Genomic DNA, 19,946 nt, shown 5'->3' with positions numbered 1-19,946 from the left:
ACATCCCCATCAACCCGACACTTCAACCTAATCTGTTCAAACTTACCGGAAACCGGGAAAGTTCGCATAATGAACATAATATTTATTTTTTTAGATATGGAATTATGGTACAATTTCTATTATGTGAGATAAATTTTTGAGGTGAAAGAATGAATAAGAAATGGTTACTGGCTGGGATGATGGGGCTTGTGCTTTTATTGGCAGGCTGTGATTATTCTCAGGAAGAAAACAGAGATGGGTTCTTCTTTAATACATTTGTCCAGCCAATGGATAATCTACTGCATTTTCTCGGTGATAATTTAGGCAACAACTATGGTCTGGCAATCATTGTCATCACACTGATCGTCCGTCTTGTTATTTTCCCGTTCATGATGAATACATATAAGAACCAGATGATGATGCGCGAGAAGATGAAGATCGTCAAACCTGAAATGGAAGAGATCCAGAAGAGGGTCAAAGTCGCAACAACTCAGGAAGAGAAGATGGAAGCTCAGCAGGAAATGATGGGTCTTTACAAAAAGCACGGCATCAACCCGCTGAACATGGGCTGTCTGCCGATCCTCCTGCAGATGCCGGTCGTCATGGCGCTTTACTTTGCGCTGCGATTCCCTTCAGAGGGCGGCATCACTGAATATCCGGAATTCCTGTGGATGGATCTGACGCAGACGAACATTCTGATGACAATCATCGCAGGTCTCGTCTACCTTGGACAGGCATGGGTTTCAATGCAGTTCGTTTCCGAAGAGCAGCGTAAACAGATGCGTCTCTTCATGTATATTTCACCATTGATGATCGTCTGGATTTCCTTGATTTCTCCTTCGGCACTGCCTCTGTACTGGGCTGTCGGCGGTATATTCCTTATTTTCCAGACATGGGCAGGCAACACCTTCTGGAAGAAGAAAGTCAACGAAGAAATGGCACCGATCATCGAAGCACACGAGCGCGAGCAGGCTGAAAAAGAGCGTCGCATGAAGAACGCCAAATTGATGCCTAAGAATAAAAAGAAGCGCAGAAAAAAAGCATAATACAAAAGCGGTTGAGTGTATAATACTCAACCGCTTCTTTTTATAGTATCGGCGCAATCAAATTGGCGATGCCTTCCTTCACCTTGATCCATTTGCTCCGCGATTCATATATCTCCTCGGTGAGGCGGGTGCTGTGCTTCACATCTTCTTCATATATATGACGGTGTTTCTCAGCTTCCCGCCTGCTGTATATGAAGGCATTCACTTCGAAGTTCAGAAGGAAGCTTCTATTATCTATGTTGGTCGTCCCGACACTCACAACTTCGTCATCTATAAGGACCACTTTCTGATGGAGGAACCCTTTCTCATAGACATGCACTTCTGCACCCATCTTGACGAGGGAGCCTGCCCTCGAATAAGTGCCCCAGTAGACGAAGGGGTGATCGGGCATGTTCGGTATCATCAGATGGACTTTGACACCGCTGAGTATCGCGATGCGCAGTGCTTCCATAACGGACTGATCCGGAATGAAGTAGGGCGACTGGATATAAATATTGCTTTTTGCACGGTAGATCATCTTCAAATAGCCGTATTTGATCTGCTGCCACACTTCATCCGGACCGCTTGAAGCAATCTGCATATAAGTGTCGCCGTCATTGTAGATGGGTGGGAAGTATTGCTCGTTGTATACAAGGTTGTGGCGTTTCGAATGGGAGTTCCAGTCGAGCATGAAGCGGAGCTGCAAGGACTTGACTGCATTGCCCTTGATCCGGAGGTGGGTGTCCCGCCATCCGCCGAATTTCTCGCTTTTTCCTAGGTACTCATCCCCGACATTCGATCCGCCGATGTAGCCGATCTCGCCGTCTATGACGACGATCTTACGGTGATTCCTGTTGTTGATCCTTGGATTGATGAGGTTCAGGAAGGAAGGGAAGAAGGCCTCAACCCATCCACCGTACGATTTTATCTTCCTGAACTGGCGCAGGCTCAAAGCACGGGATCCCATATCATCGTAGAGGATCTTGACCGAGACGCCCTCCTTCTGTTTTTCGAGCATCGCATTATAGAGCTTTTTACCGATGCCGTCCATCCGGAAAATATAATATTGAAAATGGATGTGGTCTTTGGCATTCTTGATATCTTCGAGCATAGCCTCGAATTTCTCATTCATATCCGTATAAGTGGTGATTGTATTATTATTGGTCAAAAAAGAATGGTTATTGTAGAGCAGCATATGGATGAGCTTTTTATATTTATTTGCCAGGGGATTGACGAAGCTGAAGTTTTTATTCTTTATATCCTCCAGCTGTTCCTGCACAAGGTGCTCCAGACCGACTTTGTCTTTTTCATCGATTTTGAAGATGCCCTGATTATAAATCGTCCGTCCGAAGGCCATGTAGATGATGAATCCGAAAATGGGTATGAAGAATAAAACCAGCACCCATGCCCAGATGCTCTGGGCGCTTCTGCGCTCAAGGAAAATGATACTGATCGCAAGCAGTATATTCACGAGGAACAGGGCCGCAATCACTATGGATAAGACGAAACTCCAGTCGATATTCTCAAATGACAGCCATGACATAATATTTCACCTCACACTTATTGTATATTATAATGGGAAGTTTTAAAATTCGTAATAATTAATTTGAAAATGTTATGGATATTCAGGTGCGAACAGTGGTAATATGTAATTAACCAATCAGATAGGAGTGTCATTATGCACAAAATCGACAATTCTAAAGTCAGACAAGTCGTCACGTTGCTAAATGAACTCGGGGTCAAGGTAAAGGTTTCGAGCTCAAGGTTCGATATTATGAATCGTATCGCTACAAACGAAAAATTAAAACTAAAAGAACAAAATATTTAAAAAAATGCAGTCAGGATAAAAATCCGACTGCTCTTTTTTTATCTCTTTAATTTGTATTGATGGAAATAGATGCTCATTACGATACCCATCGCAATCATATTCGCCCACAGGCCGCTTCCGCCGTAACTTAAGAATGGCAGCGGCAGGCCGGTGATCGGGACAAGCTGGATGGTCATGCCGATATTCTGGAAAATATGGAATATCAGAAGCGATAAGTATCCGGCTATGAAATACGAAGAGAATGGATCTTTGACCGTCAGCGCGATCCTGACAAGATGGAGCATGAGCATGAACAACAGGGCGATGACGAGTGTTGCACCGAGAAAACCGAACTCCTCACCGATGATCGTGAAGATGAAGTCGGTATGGTTTTCGGGTATATAGACGATGCCCTGGCCGAATCCCTTGCCTTCAATCCCGCCGGAGCCGATGGCCCGCATGGAGTTCGACAGCTGGAAACCGCCTTCTGTGGCATACATTTCAGGCTGAAGCCAGGAATATATGCGCTCAAACTGGTAAGGGCGTATGCCGAGATACGTCTGCAGCAGATCCGGCCTGTAAAGGATGCCGAGGATGAGTGCCGTTCCGGTCGTTGCAGCGACGGCGAGCGTTGGCAGGATGATCCACAGGCTGATGCCGGATACGAGGATCATCCCGAACAATATGGCAATCAGGACAAGGACCGTCCCGAGGTCATTCTGCAAGAGTATGAAGATCATCGGCAGTACGGATACAAGGAAAAGCTTGAAGAGCAATTTGATGTCGGCGCTTAAATCAGTGGTGATCCTGTATTTGTTGTGCTGATGGATCACGTAGGCCATCGCCATTATGTACAGCACCTTCATGAATTCCGACGGCTGTATGCTGATGAAGCCGAACTGGTACCAGCTCTTGGCACCGTTTATGATCGGGGTGACCGACGACACCGGCGCAATGAATAAGATGATGAGGCTCAACACACCGATGCCGTACAGCACCCATATGTAATTCTTGAAAAACTTTACGGGTATGAAAGTGATGATGAATAATGAAATGAAGCCTAATATATAAAATAAAGTCTGCCGCACCGCAAAATCAGTCTCATACTGGCCGCTGGTCATTGCTGATGAAATGGTGAATATGCTGATCAGGGCGAGTGTAGCCAGCAGCAGCACCAGTATCCAGTCGATGCGGGACAGAAAATTGGCATTCTGTCTTTTGTATCCTTGGTTATCTTGCAAGAATATCACCCTATCCAAAATAAAATCGTGAATTCAAGTATACTATATTTTATAATTGGATATGAGACATATGATATAAAAATTTCAACAAATTTATTATAACTGTGAAATGGACGGATAAAAAAATGATCAGAATTTTCATCAATCAAGTTGCTGAATACTGTAATGGCAGGATGAATGAAAAAGCCGCCGCCCTGGGGGAGACGTTCGTCGCCGGGGCTTCCATAGATACAAGGACGATACAAGAAGGGAATATCTTCCTCCCCTTCAAAGGTGAAAATGTGGACGGGCACCGGTTCATAGAGGATGCATTTTCAAAAGGGGCGGGCGTCTCGCTGACGGAAGTGCCGCTTGAAGAAACGGATGAGGACCACCCCCTGATCCATGTCGAAGACGGTCTCCGGGCACTGCAGATGATTGCAAAGCGCCATCTGGAAGCGGTCGATCCGACAGTCATCGCAATCACCGGTTCAAACGGCAAGACGACGACGAAAGATATGGTGGAGTGCCTGCTTGCTGAGGATCACAAAGTCAAAAAGACCATGGGGAACTACAACAACGAAATCGGGCTCCCGCTGACCCTCCTCGAGCTGGATGATGACACGGAAATCTCGATACTCGAAATGGGCATGGATCAGAAAGGCGACATCCACTTTTTGAGCACACTCGCAAAGCCGGATATCGCAATCATCACGAATGTGGGTGAATCGCATATAGAGAAGCTCGGGTCCAGGGAAAAGATCGCAGAAGCGAAGTATGAGATCGTCGACGGCCTGAAGGAGGACGGGGTGCTGATCTACTCCAAAGACTATCCCCTGCTGAACGAATTGACGGGGAAAGGGGCACATCATTTTAAAATGACGAGTGCCGGCCTGTCCGAAGAAAACGATCATATCATCTCCAATATCACACAGAATGCGGACGGCACTTCATTTGAAATGGACGGGTTCCATGTTGACATCCCGCAGCTGGGCAGTCATAATGCAATGAACGCATCCCTCAGCCTGCTGGCAGCAGAAGCGGCCGGGAAAGATATGGCAGCGATCGCCGGCAGATTCAAAAACCTGAATGTGTCATCGATGCGCATGGAACAGGCTGTCCACCGGAGCGGAGCGCTCATCATCAACGATGCCTACAACGCCAGTCCTTCAAGCATGAAAAGTGCGGTGGACACAGTGGCGGGCCTCGATTACCCTAAAAAGATCCTGGTGCTTGCGGATATACTTGAACTGGGTGAATACAGTGAAGCACTCCATCAATCCGTCGGTGACCATATCGGAAGATCCGGCAGTGACTTCGAACTGCTCACTTTCGGCAGTGATGCAAAATTCATAGCAAAGGCCGCGGGACTCGCCGGCAGCCGGCATTTCGACGACATAGAAACACTCGCCGCACACCTTGAAGGAATGCTTGATGAAGACACGGTGGTGCTTTTGAAAGGTTCACGCGGCATGGAGATGGAGAGGGTGAAGAGCCATATCTGGTAAAATCGGTGTTTTATTCCTGCATGGATATACCGGGGGACGCTATGAACTCGAGCCGCTGTTCCGTTATCTGAAATCCAGGTATGAATTCGAGTACGAGTTCCCGGTCTATCCCGGTCACGGCCATCATCTGGATTTTAACAATGTGACCGGTGATGACTGGTACGAGGAGGCATTTGAGGCATACGAGGTCCTCTCCCGCAAAGTCGATGAAATCTACATCATCGGGTTTTCGATGGGCGGTCTGTTTGCGAGCCATATCGCACAGCATAACCATGTGGATAAGCTTTTGCTGATCGCCCCGGCGTTCGAACACACGCATATCAACCGGCTTGCACGCCTGAACCTCAGGCCGGAAGGCCTGGCCGAGCATTTCAAACTGAAGACGATGGATGTCGTGAGGAGCAGGCTGCCGAAATTATCCCTGCAGGCGTTCAACGAATTCCGTGCCATCATGGATGCGAAGATGCCCAATTATGAGGAGATTGAATCGGAAACATTGATCGTCCACGGGACGATCGATCTGCTGGTACCTTATATGTCGAGTGTGGATGCCTGGAAGAAAATGAAGAACTGCCGGCTCGAACTGATTGAAAACGCACCGCATATCATGGCTTATACAGAAAACCACCAGCATACGCTGAACATCATTGCAGAACGCTTTTTATTCCTGGACATGAAAAGAGTCCTTGAGTAATCGTGTAAATGGTGTTAGTATAGAGTAGTTATACTAAATAATTGAACGTTAAGAGTCAAAGGAGACTAAAAGTTGAAGTTTTTTAAAGAATTAGGTGTCAGTGAGGAAATACTCAAAGCCGTAAGTGATATGGGATTTGAGACACCTACACCGATACAGGAAAAAAGTATTCCTATAGCACTGGAAGGCCGGGATGTACTCGGCCAGGCGCAGACAGGAACGGGTAAAACAGGTGCATTCGGCATACCGATCATAGAGAAGTCAGTCAAAGGCGAAGGCATACAGAATATCATTTTAACACCAACCCGTGAGCTGGCTGTCCAGGTCTCAGAGGAATTGAACAAATTTGCGAAGTATAAGAAGCTGCACGTAGCAGTGATCTTCGGCGGCATGAGCATCGATCGCCAGATCAAGGAATTGAAGAGAAGGCCTGAAATAGTGGTCGGCACACCAGGCAGGATGATCGACCATATCAAGCGCCGCACATTGAAGCTGCAGGATGTGAATATGCTTGTACTGGATGAAGCGGATGAGATGATGAACATGGGCTTCATTGATGATGTCAAATTCATCATGTCCGAAGTGCCGCTTGAAGGCCGTCAGACATTGCTCTTCTCTGCAACGATGCCAAGGGCGATCCAGGAGCTGGTCACACGCTTCATGGTGAATCCGGAAATTGTCAAGACGATGAGCCAGTCGGCAAACAACCCGCAGATCGATGAGAACTACACGATCGTCAAGGAGCTTGAAAAGCTCGATGTATTCTCCGACTTCCTGGATGTGCACCAGCCGGAACTCGCGATCGTCTTCGGACGTACGAAACGCCGGGTCGACGAACTGACGGGCGCACTCATCGCGAAAGGCTACCGTGCCGAAGGACTGCATGGTGACATCACCCAGTCGAAGCGGCTTGAAGTGCTCAAGAAATTCAAGAATAATTCACTGGATATACTTGTTGCGACCGACGTTGCAGCGAGGGGCCTCGATATTTCAGGCGTATCCCACGTGTATAACTTCGACATCCCGCAGGATGCAGAAAGCTATACGCACCGCATCGGACGTACAGGCAGGGCCGGCCACAAAGGCATGGCACTGACATTCGTCAATCCGGTCGAGATGGATTATCTCAGGATGATTGAAAACGACAAGAATAAAACCATCCGCTCCCTGCGACCGCCAAACAAAAAAGAGGTTGAAGCATCAAGGCAGAACGAAGTGTTCGATAAGATCACAGAATGGATTGAAAAAGACGACAGTTCAGTGACCAAGGAAATCGCAGAGAAATTAATTGAAGCGCACGGCGCTGAAAATGTCATTTCTGCAATGCTGAATGAATTCATGTTTTCAAGACAGGATGAAAACATCCAACTGTCATTTGAAAAACCGTTATCCAAAAGAGGCGGAGGCGGCGGACGCCGCGGCGGCAAACCTTCTTCAAACTACAAAGGTTCCAAAAAAGGGCGCCCGCAAAAACGCAACGACAACAGAGGCGGAAGCGGCAAGCCGCAGTCGCAGCGCCGGAACAAAACCGGACGTACATTCAAAGATCACCTTAAATAATGAAACTTATGAAAGCATCCCCTTAAGGTGGATGCTTTTATTTAGTATAATGGTGAATGAAGGTATAATAACAGAGCAGGAAAAATCTTTTATGCCGAAGGAAGGTCAATATGAAAAGATTATCGAGTGAAGCTGTACCTTACATGAGGGTGAGGGCGATGATCGATATGTTGTTCTGGTTCATCATCGCAGGTGCCGTCACGGGTCTTGCGCTGTGGTTTGACTGGCCGGTTTACGTCATATGGATTGCTGCCGGTATTTTCATTCTTTTATTCATTATTAACGTAATCATCAGGCCCCTGATATTTTACAGGGTGACGCGGTATGAGCTTGCAGAAGAACAGATCATCGTAAAAAAGGGGTTCATCATCATCCGGACCACCCTGATACCGATCAAGAGGATACAGGGCGTGGAACTCTCGACCGGACCGGTCTCGAGAAGGTACGGCCTTTCCATCCTGCGCGCAAAAACAGCCAGCATGGGCATAGATATGCCTCCGATTGAAATCAGTGAAGGCAGGCAGCTCAAGAAACAGATCATCGATATGGTAAAGGAGGAGATTTCTGATGTATAGTCCTCAGAAGCTTCATCCGATTGCGTACCTGGGCAGTGTGCTCAATGCGTTCAGGAATTTATGGATACCTCTGGTGATCGTCTTCTTCAACCAGAGGGAGACGATCATGTCCGGCAATATTTCACTGCCATGGATCATTGGGGTCGTGGGGATATTCCTCCTCCTGGTCATCCTGTTCGGCGGACTGGACTTCCTCAATAAGTACAGGACGAGATTCTGGATAGAAGACGGAAAGTTCATTTATAAGGACGGGATTTTGACAAGGCGTGAAAAGGAATTCGATATAGAACGGATCCAGTCGATCGACTTCTCGGAACCGATTTTCCACCGCCTGTTCAAAGCCGTGAAACTCCAGGTGTTCACACCGGGTGAAGGCATCGTCATAGATACTATGAAGAAAACGCAGGCTGAAGCGCTGCAGTCGATCATCTACGATGAACAGGAGAAGATTGCACAGGATAAACAGGATGTTGAGAATGTGCGCATCGGTGATGCCAGTCCCTGGCCAAGAGAGGATGGGGACGCGGCACCGGCCGAGGTACAGCCGAAGAGGACTTTCGAAGTGCTCCACAGGCTGAGCCGTGCGGAATTGCTGCTGATGAGCATGACGAGTGGTGCACTCGGGGCGTTCCTCGCCATCGTTTTTGCGATACTGAACATCATAGGCACGCAGTTCATCGTGGAACAATATATCGATTATTTCGGCACCCTGTTCCAAAACTCCATGATTGCACTGTCGGTCGCTGTAATATTCTTCGTGGCCGTCGGCTATGCAGTCGGGGTGATCATCCTTTACATCAAATATCATGATTACGCGTTGTATAAAAAAGGCGATGATCTCGCAGTGGAGTACGGCCTGCTTGAAAAGAAGCATAAGAGCGTGAATGTCAACAGGGTCCAGAACATCATCATCAGGGATTCCCTGATCAGACGGATGATCGGTTATTATTCGTTGTCGGTGACGATAACGAGTGACACTTTCGAAGGCGAGGATGCAACCAGCACAGTGGAACTCATGCCTTTTATAAAAAGGGGCACTTTGTATGAAGTCATTGAAGAGATACTGCCGAACTATGATGTTATCAAGCCGGACGGCTGCGTGCCGCTCCGGGGTTACCGCAGATATTTCCAGATTTCGACGGTCATACTGATCCTTGCCACCGCAGCCGTCCAGTATTACCTGCTCAGCTGGGCATGGATACTTGGGCTCGGGGTGCTTGCCGTCACGATCGCGGCCGGGGTCTATGCGGCGAGGAATAACGGTTATGTGATCAGGGACGATGAGATCAACCTGCTTACAACAGGATTTTTCACGAGAAGCCATTTTGTCATCAAGCATGATAAGGTCATCGAGGGTCAGATTACGGAAAATCCATTTCTCATCCGTTCAAAACTTGCCAATATATCAGTGACGACCGCGGCCGGCATCGTCGGTTCGACTGCGACGGTCAGGTTCATAGACAGGCAGGATATCGGCATCATATGGGATTGGATAAAAGAAGGGGGCAGGAAGGATGAAGAAGATTTCTCCGAAAGCGATCAGATTGTGGAGGATTAAAGCAGGTATTTATGCGTTCATATTTTTACTCGCGACGGCACTGGTGTACATCCTCTCCATCACCGTCCTGGATTTCCTGCCCTGGTATATACCTGCGGTATTCCTTTTAATCACAATATATATCGTCATCGTGGATATATGGCTCGTGCCCAAATTGAAATTCCGTTATTTCAGATACGGCATCTTTGATGATGAAATCCACGTCCATGAAGGCATATTCATAAAAAGACAGAAAACCGTGCCGATATACAGGATTCAAAACATCGATACGACAGTCGGTCCGTTGATGAGAAGGATGAATCTGAAAGGCATCAGTTTAAGGACACCGGCTGAAAGAGTGTATATCCCCGAACTCCATGAAGGGGATGCAGATCAGCTGAGGATCATGATACGTGACATCATCAACAATCAATCGAGGGTGGAAGTATGATTTTAGGCATAGGTACAGACATAGTGGAGATAGGACGCATAAAAAGAGTGAATAAAGATCACCGTCTTGCCAAAAGGATATTGGCGGACGAAGAGTTCGACAAGTACAGGAATATCTCCAATGAAAACAGGCAGACCGAGTTTCTGGCAGGACGTTTCGCCGTCAAAGAAGCATATGCAAAAGCACTTGGCAGCGGCATAGGCGAATCCATAGCGTTCAATGAGATCAACTGCATGAATGACAGCCGGGGAAAACCATCCCTCGTAAATGACCGGCGGGCCCATGTTTCAATTTCGCATTCGGAAGATTACGCAATGGCGATGGTTGTTCTGGAAACACAATAAGGAGGCAGTTCAGTGAGTGAGAGGTACTATAGAAGCACATTGGTCAATGTAGATTTGGAAGCGATCCACCACAATTACAGAGTCATCCAGGTCAGGCACCCGGACAAGACGTTCATCGCCGTCGTAAAAGCGAACGGATACGGGCTCGGCAGCAACACCGTCGCCGGATATCTTGCAGACAGGGGTGTCGGTTACTTTGCTGTGGCGACACTGGATGAAGCCATCGATTTAAGGATGCACGGCACCAAGGGAAAAATCCTCGTCCTCGGCCGGGTCGACCCTGAAGATATCAACAAAGCCATCCAGCACAGGGTTGCGGTGACGGCGGCGGATCTCGATTGGGTGAGGGAAGCCATATCGAATGTGAACGACATTTATGAAAAAAAGGTATGGATCCACATAAAGGTGAACACCGGCATGAACCGCTATGGTACACAAGACGTGGCGGAAATCCGTGCCATGATCGAGGAGATCAACGGCTTTGACCGCTTCATATATGAAGGTATCTTCAGTCATCTGACTTCCGCCGATGAAGACCGGGATATCACGGAACAGGAAATCGAAGCGTTCCGTGCAATCATCGACCAGGTGGAACGCCCAAGGTACGTCCATATCCAAAACTCTGCAGGCGCATTGTGTTATGATGTGGATTTCTGCAATGCACTCCGGATCGGCATATCATTATACGGTTACTATCCGAGTCCGGAGACGAAGGCCGCAACGGATATCCGGCTGAAGCCTTCCATAGAACTGACGGCGCGCGTGGCGGCGGTCCATCGGCTCTCGCCGGGGGATGCAGTGAGCTACGGGCGGACTTATACAGCGGGACAGGAAGAAACCGTCGCAACTCTGCCGATCGGTTATGCGGATGGCTTCATCCGCAAAAGAAGCGGTTATGAAATTGAAGTGGGCGGCGTCCAGTGCCCTGTGGTCGGCAGGGTCTGCATGGATGCCATCATGGTGCGGGTGCCCGAGGGCACGAAAGTCGGAGATCACGCATGCATCATCAGCAATGACCCCGATTCACCGCAGTCCATGGATGAGTACAGTGCTTATGTGGACACCATCCCGTATGAATCACTGACGCTTCTTGCACGGCGCATACCGAGACAGTACGCGGGCGAGGATGTCGATTTCATTTACAATGAGGTATTGAAATAGCTAGTCACCTGTGAAACAACATGGTAAGATTATATATATTATCGTCCAGGGGTGATTAATTATGAATTTGAATGATCAGCCAAACACGAGCAGTCTGGATACAGCACTTAAAAAGGGTTATATTGAAATGAGGGATATCAATCTCTCAATCGTCAGCGAGTTTCACATTGTGGAATGTGAAGCCCATAAGCGCAATGAAAGATACCTTGAATATATAAAAGATGGTGAATAGATGAAAAGAGGAGAAGTTTATCTTGCGGATCTATCACCGGTGGAAGGTTCCGAGCAAGGTGGTAAAAGACCTGTCGTTATCATTCAGAATAATGTGGGCAACTATCACAGTCCAACTGTGATAGTTGCTGCTGTTACAGGCAGGATCAACAAAGCAAAGATACCTACACATGTGGAGATTTCAAAGGATACATATAACTTGGATAAGGATTCAGTGATTTTATTGGAACAGATCAGAACCGTCGATAAAAAACGGCTGATGGAAAAACTTACATATTTGAAAGATGATAAAATGGCTGAAGTGGATGCTGCCCTGAAAGTCAGTCTCGCATTGGATCAGAATCAGAAAAAGAAGAAGAAAAAGACCAAGCGGTCAGAGGGATGATATAGCCCCAATTCATAAGGAGGTGCAACGATTGACCTATGTAGACGATTTAGCAAATGAATATAAGGATATCATGACGAAGTACCTTTTTAACGATCAACAGTACGAAGCAATTGAAATGTGTCATACGTTCAGTGATAAAGTCATTCAAATCGATACCTCGCCCGAGGAAATAGTGACCCTTCATATGGATCTCATCGAGGAGATGTCCATCAAAGACGGGGAATTGATACATTCATCATTGAACATACTGCAGGAAGTGCTGATTGCATTCGGCTTTACATACCGCGACTACAAGGCGATGCTGGCCAAACTGGAGACACATGACAAAGAGCTGGATGTTGCTTCAAGCCTTCAGGAGACAATGCTGAAAACGCCGATACCGGTACTGGACAGTCTGGAGATCGGAGCGATTTCCGTCCCTGCCGGCAAGGTGAGCGGGGACTATTTCAATATCATCAATCATGAAAACGCCTTGTTGAGTTTTGGTGTGGCCGATGTCATCGGTAAAGGGATACCTGCGGCCATAGCGATGTCCATGGTCAAATTTGCCATGGATTTTCAAGGTGCGACCATCAATCCCAGTGAAAGTCTGCAGAAGCTCAACAGGGTGGTCGAAAGAAACGTCAACCAGAATATGTTCATCACGATGTTCTACGGCCTTTATGACCTCAAGACCGGGACGCTCGACTATTCTTCCGCCGGCCATGAACCGGGGCTGATATACAGGAGCGCAACGAATGAGTTCGAAGAAATCGATGCCAAAGGCATTGTGCTCGGGGTGACGGATTCTGCGGAATACGAACAGCGCCGGGTGACGCTTGAAAAGGATGATATGCTGATCGTCTGCACCGATGGAGTGACGGAACTTAGGAAACATGATGACACTTTCATCGATTTGAATGATATCAAGGACATGATCTATGAAACGAAGGACCACCACCCCCAGGATATCGTCCAATACGTATATGAATCCCTGACACGCATGCAGCATGCCAATAAAAAAGATGACCTCACTTTATTCATCTTGAAAAATACAGGGTGAAATCCATAAAAAAATTGGTCATGTATGTTTATCTTTATACTGGACGGGTAATTATATATGACTTGCGTTTAGAATTTGGTTAGGAGTGGAAATACATAATGAATATCAACATAAGCACAGAAGAAAAGAAAGATGAGTATATCATTGTCATGAGCGGGGAGCTTGATGTCTATACTGCCCCCGAACTGCAGGAAGTTCTGAATCCGATCAGACAGGACGGCAGCCATCATGTGAAAATAGATTTGAAGGATGTTTCATATATGGATTCGACGGGACTCGGTATCTTCGTAGGCACACTCAAAGATTTGAACAAACATGATAAAGAACTGCGTGTGACAGGTGTTTCCGACCGTATTTTGAGACTCTTTGAAATCACGGGTTTAAGAGACTTGATGCATATTAATGAATCATCGGAGGTGGAATGAGGATGAGTCATCAATATGACTATATAGAGATGAAATTTCCATCAAGTGCAGAATACGTTGGGCTGATCAGGCTCACACTATCCGGCATATTCTCCCGGGTGGGCGCGACTTATGATCAAATCGAGGATGCTAAAATTGCGGTTTCCGAAGCCGTCACCAACGCTGTTAAGCATGCCTATGATGAAGATGAAGGCGGCACGATCCTCGTTGGATTCGCCGTTTATGCCGATAAAGTGGAAATCATCGTATCCGACAAAGGCCAAAGTTTCAATTATGAAGAAATAAAATCTGAATTGGGCCCATATAATGAAGATGATAACGTCAATTACTTGAGAGAGGGCGGTCTCGGGTTATTCTTAATTGATACACTGATGGATGAAATTGTTGTAAGAAAAGATCCAGGTGTTACAATAAGTATGACTAAGTACATTGATGAAAGCCAGGTGCATTCGGATGGGGAAACAATCAGCAACAGATAATGGATATTCTGCTGAGGAAATCAATTTTTTAATCAAGAGCTATCAGCAGGAAAGTGACGATATTGCACAGACCAAACTGGTTGAACATTATCAGAAGCTTGTTGAATCACTTGCATACCGCTACTCCAAAGGGCAGAGCCATCATGAAGACCTGGTGCAGGTCGGCATGGTCGGCCTGCTTGGCGCGATAAAAAGGTTCGATCCTTCTTTCGACAGGCGTTTCGAAGCTTTTTTGGTGCCGACAGTCGTCGGTGAGATCAAGCGATATCTCCGTGATAAAACATGGAGTGTCCATGTACCGAGACGAATCAAAGAGATTGGCCCGAAAATCAAAAATGCAAACGACACCCTTGTTGCCGAACTTGAACGCTCACCGACCATCCAGGAGATTGCAGATTATCTCGAGGTGACGGATGAAGATGTGCTTGAAGCGATGGAAATGGGCCAGAGTTACAATGCATTATCCGTGGACCATTCGGTTGAAGCCGACAAGGACAGTTCCACGGTCACCCTTCTTGATGTGATGGGTGAGCAGGATGACAATTACGACCTTGCAGAGAAAAGGCTGATGCTGGAGAGGATACTCCCGATACTGACCGACAGGGAAAGGGAGATCATCCAGTTCACCTTCATGGAAGGTCTGAGCCAGAAAGAGACGGGAGAACGTGTGGGCTTGAGCCAGATGCATGTCTCCCGCCTGCAGAGAACGGCGATCAATAAGCTGCGTCAGGCAGTTGTGGAAAATGAATGACCCCGACCCGTGCGGTTGGGGTTTTTATTTTTAATACTATACTGAAATTTAGGAGAAACGATAATGTCACAAAGTTTGATTAAAGTGTTGGAGAAAACGACGTCATTCAAGGAAAAATACATAAGGAATGTTTTGGAGCTGCTCGAGGATAAAAACACGGTGCCATTCATCGCCCGTTACCGCAAAGAGATGACCGGCGGCATGAATGAGGAGGACATCAAGCAGATTGCGGACGAATACAATTATATGGAATCGCTCCAGAAGCGGAAAGAGGAAGTCATCCGCCTGATTGATGAGCAGGGTATGCTGACGGAGGAATTGAAGGCCGAAATCAACAAGCAGACCGTGCTGAACAGGGTCGAAGACTTATACAGGCCGTTCAAACAGAAGAAGAAGACGAAAGCGACTGAAGCAAAAAGGAAAGGTCTGGAACCACTCGCCAAAATCATACAGGCCCAGGATGATGCTGACATCCGTCAGTATGCGGAAAGTCATCTGAATGATGAGGTGTCTTCAGTTGATGAAGCAATCAGCGGCGCCCTGGACATCATTGCCGAGGACATTTCCGATGAACCGAAGTTCAGAAGGTACATTTTAAAAGTGGTGAAGGACACTTCCTCCATCACTTCAACCAAAAAGAAAAATGCAGAAGATGATAATAAAGTATTTGAAATATATTACGATTATGAGGAGCCGGTCAAAAAGATCGTGCCTCACAGGGTGCTCGCGATCAATCGGGGCGAGAAGCTCAAAGTTCTGAACGTGAAACTCGTGCATGACCTCGAACGCCTGAAAAATTATATCGGCAAACAGATCATCAAAGAAGAATCAAAGGCAAAAGATTATATGGAGAGAGCGATCGATGACAGTTTGAAGCGGCTGATCATCCCTTCCATCGACCGCGAAGTCCGGAATGACTTGACGGTCGAAGGTGAGGCGCATGCCGTCGATATTTTCGAAGAAAACCTGAAGCGGCTGCTTTTACAGCCGCCATTGAAGGGGAGGACAATCCTCGGGGTCGACCCTGCCTTCAGATCGGGATGTAAACTTGCCGTAATCAATGATAACGGGGAATTCCAGGATAAAAGCATCATCTATCCGCATACTTCAAAAAAGAGAGTGGAAGAAGCGAAAAATGAAATGCTCCGCATAATCAAAAAGCACGATATCTCACTGATTGCAATCGGCAACGGTACAGCTTCGAGGGAAACGGAACACTTCACTGCCGAACTCCTGACTGAAGAAAATCTCGACGTACCGTTCATCATCGTCAATGAAGCGGGAGCGAGTGTTTACTCGGCATCACAGATTGCACGGGATGAATTTCCTGATTTCAATGTCGAAGAAAGAAGTGCCGTTTCAATCGCAAGACGTGTACAGGATCCGCTCAGTGAACTGGTGAAAATCGATCCGAAATCCATAGGTGTCGGCCAGTACCAGCATGATGTCAATCAGAAATATTTGACCGAATCACTGAACTTCGTTGTGGAGACGAGTGTGAACCAGGTCGGGGTGAACGTGAATACGGCATCCGTGACATTGCTTGAGCATGTAGCGGGCTTATCGCCCTCCATCAGTAAAAACATCGTCAATTACAGGCTTGAGAACGGCCGGTTCAAAAACCGCCGGGAGATCGGCAAAGTGCCGAGGCTCGGTAAGAAGACATATGAACAGTGCATCGGATTCCTCCGCCTGCCGGAGGGGGAGGAGCTGCTCGACAGGACACCGATCCACCCCGAACAGTATGAAACCACAAATGAATTATTGAAACAGCTTGGAATCGAAAAAGAGCAGATCGGCTCGGATGAGACGCGGCGGAAGCTTGAAGACATCAATATAAAGGAATATGCAGAAAAACTCTCCGTAGGGGAGCCGACGCTTGAGGATATTGTTGAAAGTCTGAAATCACCGACGAGGGACATCAGGGATGACTATGAGACTCCGATGCTGAAATCCAATGTATTGAATATGGAAGACTTGAAGCAGGGGATGAGGATGTCAGGGACTGTGAGGAACGTGACCGACTTCGGTGCCTTTGTCGATATCGGTGTTAAGCAGGACGGACTTGTCCATGTTTCGCAATTGGCGGATCGTTTCATCAAACATCCATTGGAAGCGGTGGGCACGGGGGACATCGTCGAAGTGAAAGTGCTCGATGTGGATTTGAAGAAGGGCAGAATATCCCTGACGATGAAAAATATGAACAATTAAAAATAAAGACAAAAAAAGTACAGGTCAATTGACCTGTACTTTTTTGCGTTTACTTATCGAGTAGGTGAACGCTCTTGTCTTCAAGCTCAACATCATTGATGTCTATGCCGAGAGCATTGGCAACACCGCGGCCGTAAGCCGGGTCTGCCTGGTAACAGTTGAAGATATGACGGTGCTGCACCTGTACTGATGCGCCGCCAACTTCGTCTGCCGTGTTTTTGAAGAGATTCTGTTTATCTTCTTCAGACAGAAGGTTGAAGAGTTTACCTGGCTGCTCGTAATAATTGTTATCATCTTCGCGGAAGTTATGCTCGTAAACCAAACCTTCGATTTCGAGACCCGGATCCTTCACTTCCGGCTGATCCTGGTACTGGCTGTAGCTGTTAGGGTAGTAGTTCGTATGTGAACCCATATTGCCATCAACCCTCATTGCGCCGTCACGGCTGAACGGGCAGACGTTTTGCGCAGCTTTTGGCGAGTTGACCGGAATCTGATGGTGGTTCGCACCAAGGCGGTATCTCTGAGTGTCTCCATAGGAGAACAGACGGCCCTGAAGCATTTTATCCGGTGAAAAACCGATGCCCGGGACGATGTTCGTCGGTGCGAACGCTGCCTGTTCAACTTCTGCGAAGTAGTTTTCAGGGTTGCGGTTCAGTTCGAACTCACCTACAGGAATCAATGGATATTCACCTTTGTACCATACTTTAGTCAGATCGAACGGGTTATGGTAATGATTTTTAGCCTGTTCTTCAGTCATGACCTGGATGTAAACTTTCCATTTAGGGAAGTTGCCTTCTTCAATCGCATTGAACAAGTCTCTTTGTGAAGACTCACGGTCCTTAGCAATGACTTCTTCTGCTTCTGCACCTGTGTAGTTTTCAATGCCCTGCTGTGTTCTGAAGTGGAACTTCACCCATACGCGCTCATTGTCAGCATTGATCATGCTGTATGTGTGTGAACCGAAACCATGCATGTTTCTGAAACCTTTTGGAATACCACGGTCCGTCATGATGATCGTCACCTGGTGGAGTGCTTCAGGAAGCAGCGTCCAGAAATCCCAGTTGCTTTGCGGGTTATGCATGTTCGTTTTAGGGTCACGTTTTACAACGTGGTTAAGGCTTGCGAAAAGCTTAGGGTCGCGGAAGAAGAACACTGGTGTGTTGTTACCGACGAGGTCCCAGTTGCCTTCCTCAGTGTAGAACTTGAGTGCAAAACCACGGATATCACGTTCAGCATCTGCTGCACCGCGTTCGCCTGCTACAGTGGAGAAACGTGCGAACATTTCAGTTTTCTTGCCGACTTCGCTGAAAATCTTAGCTTTCGTATATTTAGTGATATCATGAGTTACAGTGAAAGTTCCGTAAGCACCTGAACCTTTGGCGTGCATACGGCGTTCAGGAATCACTTCGCGGTCGAAATGTCCCATCTGCTCCAGGAAATATGGATCCTGCATCACCATTGGACCACGTGGACCGGCAGTGGCAGAGTTTTCACGGTCGCCGACCGGCGCACCGAATAATGTAGTCAGGTGGTCTGCAGGCTTGTTCGCGCCTTGCTCCCTGCCCTGATGAGCGCCGCCCGCCATTGCAGTACCAGCGAACTCATCTTTTGGATTGCCAGTGAATTCATCTTTAGACTGATTCTGGTTTTCGTTAGTCATTAATAATATCCCTCCGAGAATTATTATTATAACATTCTTGTTTAGAATGATTATAAATAAAGTTTAACACATTGCTAAGTAATTTCAAGCAAATAAGCCCCAAGTAATGTAAAATATTTTTAAATAGAGATGTTCGGGTCTAGGAGATGGAAAACATCTCAGAGACATGAAAACTGCCTTTAATAGAAGGAAAAATTTAAAATGCCGGTTTTAATCATCGAAAAGGGCAGTCAAATAAAAAAGTATAAAGGAAATGTTAAAAACACGTAAAAATGTATTGACTTATTTAACATAAACCTTTATTATAAATATCGTTGCACTAAGCAATGGCCCGTTGGTCAAGCGGTTAAGACACCGCCCTTTCACGGCGGTAACACGGGTTCGAATCCCGTACGGGTCACTTCTTCTTTTTAGAGAAAAAAGTTTTTAAAACAAAATAGACGAACTCATTGACATAATGATTTATATGTTATACAATGGTTCTTGTCGCTAAAAAAAGAAGCGAAGCACTGAAAAGCAACATTATAATGATGAGCGGTTGTGGCGGAATCGGCAGACGCGCTAGGTTGAGGGCCTAGTGGGAGTTAATCCCGTGGAGGTTCAAGTCCTCTCAGCCGCATCAATCTTGCAATACTGATTCAAACAATTACTATTATATACTAAAATTAAATGCGGGTGTAGTTAAGTGGTATAACCCCAGCCTTCCAAGCTGATGTCGTCGGTTCGATTCCGATCACCCGCTCCATTACATTTAAGAACATTGAAAACTGAATGACAATATGTCAACGTTAATTCCGATAAACAAGTCTTCCATTATGGAAGCAGTTGAGGCGACCAACGCAAAACGCAATTGATACTGTCAGTATCATACGAGCTCAAGATGAGCTTTCCATTTATG

Annotated in this window: 20 protein-coding genes and 3 tRNA genes; 20 read left to right on the top strand and 3 right to left on the bottom strand. The window is 46.8% G+C overall.

The features are described from left to right. Positions 1-149 precede the first annotated feature (149 nt). The gene (gene yidC, locus CRN96_RS08325) at positions 150-1,025 is read left to right on the top strand and encodes a membrane protein insertase YidC (RefSeq protein WP_097041095.1); all 876 of its coding nucleotides are present in this window, start codon (positions 150-152) and stop codon (positions 1,023-1,025) included. 40 nt (positions 1,026-1,065) lie between these two features. Here the strand turns inward: yidC and cls are convergent, their stop codons facing one another. Continuing rightward, positions 1,066-2,547, bottom strand: a complete 1,482-nt coding sequence (gene cls, locus CRN96_RS08320; RefSeq protein ID WP_097041092.1) for a cardiolipin synthase — start codon at positions 2,545-2,547, stop codon at positions 1,066-1,068. Between the two features lie 135 nt (positions 2,548-2,682). Here cls and CRN96_RS13460 point away from each other — a divergent pair, with 135 nt between their 5' ends. Then, a complete protein-coding gene (locus tag CRN96_RS13460; protein ID WP_269063303.1) occupies positions 2,683-2,832 on the top strand; it encodes an Lmo0850 family protein in 150 nt (49 codons plus the stop codon). A 38-nt stretch (positions 2,833-2,870) separates the two neighbouring features. Here CRN96_RS13460 and CRN96_RS08315 read toward each other — a convergent pair whose 3' ends face one another. Next, a complete protein-coding gene (locus tag CRN96_RS08315; RefSeq protein WP_245844593.1) occupies positions 2,871-4,052 on the bottom strand; it encodes an FtsW/RodA/SpoVE family cell cycle protein in 1,182 nt (393 codons plus the stop codon). Between the two features lie 125 nt (positions 4,053-4,177). Here CRN96_RS08315 and CRN96_RS08310 point away from each other — a divergent pair, with 125 nt between their 5' ends. The 15 genes from CRN96_RS08310 to CRN96_RS08245 all read left to right on the top strand — a co-directional run bounded on the left by CRN96_RS08310 (position 4,178) and on the right by CRN96_RS08245 (position 17,388). Further along, complete coding sequence (locus tag CRN96_RS08310; protein ID WP_097041088.1) at positions 4,178-5,539, top strand: UDP-N-acetylmuramoyl-tripeptide--D-alanyl-D-alanine ligase; 1,362 nt, start codon at positions 4,178-4,180, stop codon at positions 5,537-5,539. Beyond that, on the top strand, positions 5,529-6,233 hold the full coding sequence (locus CRN96_RS08305) for an alpha/beta hydrolase (protein WP_342745144.1): 705 nt from the start codon (positions 5,529-5,531) through the stop codon (positions 6,231-6,233). Before CRN96_RS08310 ends, CRN96_RS08305 begins: the two co-directional genes overlap by 11 nt. A 72-nt stretch (positions 6,234-6,305) precedes the next feature. Then, positions 6,306-7,793: a degradosome RNA helicase CshA gene (gene cshA / locus CRN96_RS08300; RefSeq protein ID WP_097041083.1), complete on the top strand. Its 1,488-nt coding sequence runs from the start codon at positions 6,306-6,308 to the stop codon at positions 7,791-7,793. Positions 7,794-7,903: 110 nt separating this feature from the next. Next, positions 7,904-8,368 (top strand): PH domain-containing protein, encoded by a 465-nt coding sequence (locus CRN96_RS08295; RefSeq protein WP_097041081.1) that lies wholly within the window; start codon positions 7,904-7,906, stop codon positions 8,366-8,368. Next, a complete protein-coding gene (locus CRN96_RS08290) occupies positions 8,361-9,926 on the top strand; it encodes a PH domain-containing protein (protein WP_097041079.1) in 1,566 nt (521 codons plus the stop codon). The genes CRN96_RS08295 and CRN96_RS08290 overlap by 8 nt, the downstream gene beginning before the upstream one ends. After that, positions 9,883-10,356, top strand: coding sequence for a PH domain-containing protein (locus CRN96_RS08285; protein WP_097041077.1), 474 nt, complete (start codon positions 9,883-9,885; stop codon positions 10,354-10,356). Before CRN96_RS08290 ends, CRN96_RS08285 begins: the two co-directional genes overlap by 44 nt. Next, complete coding sequence (gene acpS, locus CRN96_RS08280) at positions 10,353-10,700, top strand: holo-ACP synthase (RefSeq protein ID WP_097041075.1); 348 nt, start codon at positions 10,353-10,355, stop codon at positions 10,698-10,700. The genes CRN96_RS08285 and acpS overlap by 4 nt, the downstream gene beginning before the upstream one ends. Positions 10,701-10,712: 12 nt before the next feature. Next, on the top strand, positions 10,713-11,861 hold the full coding sequence (gene alr / locus CRN96_RS08275; RefSeq protein ID WP_097041073.1) for an alanine racemase: 1,149 nt from the start codon (positions 10,713-10,715) through the stop codon (positions 11,859-11,861). Positions 11,862-11,922: 61 nt separating this feature from the next. Continuing rightward, positions 11,923-12,093, top strand: coding sequence for a hypothetical protein (locus tag CRN96_RS13270; protein ID WP_179647156.1), 171 nt, complete (start codon positions 11,923-11,925; stop codon positions 12,091-12,093). Beyond that, positions 12,094-12,477 carry a type II toxin-antitoxin system PemK/MazF family toxin gene (locus tag CRN96_RS08270; protein ID WP_097041071.1) on the top strand — a complete coding sequence of 128 codons (384 nt, stop codon included), beginning with the start codon at positions 12,094-12,096 and terminating at the stop codon, positions 12,475-12,477. A gap of 31 nt (positions 12,478-12,508) precedes the next feature. Next, complete coding sequence (locus CRN96_RS08265; protein WP_143544308.1) at positions 12,509-13,522, top strand: SpoIIE family protein phosphatase; 1,014 nt, start codon at positions 12,509-12,511, stop codon at positions 13,520-13,522. Between the two features lie 98 nt (positions 13,523-13,620). Then, positions 13,621-13,947, top strand: coding sequence for an anti-sigma factor antagonist (locus CRN96_RS08260; protein WP_097041069.1), 327 nt, complete (start codon positions 13,621-13,623; stop codon positions 13,945-13,947). 2 nt (positions 13,948-13,949) lie between these two features. Further along, positions 13,950-14,426 (top strand): anti-sigma B factor RsbW, encoded by a 477-nt coding sequence (gene rsbW, locus CRN96_RS08255; RefSeq protein WP_097041066.1) that lies wholly within the window; start codon positions 13,950-13,952, stop codon positions 14,424-14,426. Beyond that, positions 14,401-15,177, top strand: coding sequence for an RNA polymerase sigma factor SigB (gene sigB / locus CRN96_RS08250; protein WP_097041065.1), 777 nt, complete (start codon positions 14,401-14,403; stop codon positions 15,175-15,177). The genes rsbW and sigB overlap by 26 nt, the downstream gene beginning before the upstream one ends. Before the next feature lie 63 nt (positions 15,178-15,240). After that, on the top strand, positions 15,241-17,388 hold the full coding sequence (locus tag CRN96_RS08245; protein WP_097041063.1) for a Tex family protein: 2,148 nt from the start codon (positions 15,241-15,243) through the stop codon (positions 17,386-17,388). 49 nt (positions 17,389-17,437) lie between these two features. Here CRN96_RS08245 and CRN96_RS08240 read toward each other — a convergent pair whose 3' ends face one another. Continuing rightward, positions 17,438-18,973, bottom strand: a complete 1,536-nt coding sequence (locus tag CRN96_RS08240; protein WP_097041553.1) for a catalase — start codon at positions 18,971-18,973, stop codon at positions 17,438-17,440. A gap of 403 nt (positions 18,974-19,376) precedes the next feature. Here CRN96_RS08240 and CRN96_RS08235 point away from each other — a divergent pair. From CRN96_RS08235 to CRN96_RS08225, 3 genes are all read left to right on the top strand, one after another. Next, positions 19,377-19,448 (top strand) — tRNA-Glu (locus CRN96_RS08235). Between the two features lie 134 nt (positions 19,449-19,582). Continuing rightward, a tRNA-Leu gene (locus CRN96_RS08230) sits at positions 19,583-19,667 on the top strand. A 52-nt stretch (positions 19,668-19,719) separates the two neighbouring features. After that, a tRNA-Gly gene (locus CRN96_RS08225) sits at positions 19,720-19,793 on the top strand. Positions 19,794-19,946: the final 153 nt, after the last annotated feature.

It is taken from the genome of Salinicoccus kekensis (assembly GCF_900220995.1).
Taxonomy (GTDB): domain Bacteria; phylum Bacillota; class Bacilli; order Staphylococcales; family Salinicoccaceae; genus Lacicoccus; species Lacicoccus kekensis.
Note: the sequence above shows the minus strand (reverse complement) of the source record. Positions and strands in the feature narration are given on the sequence as shown.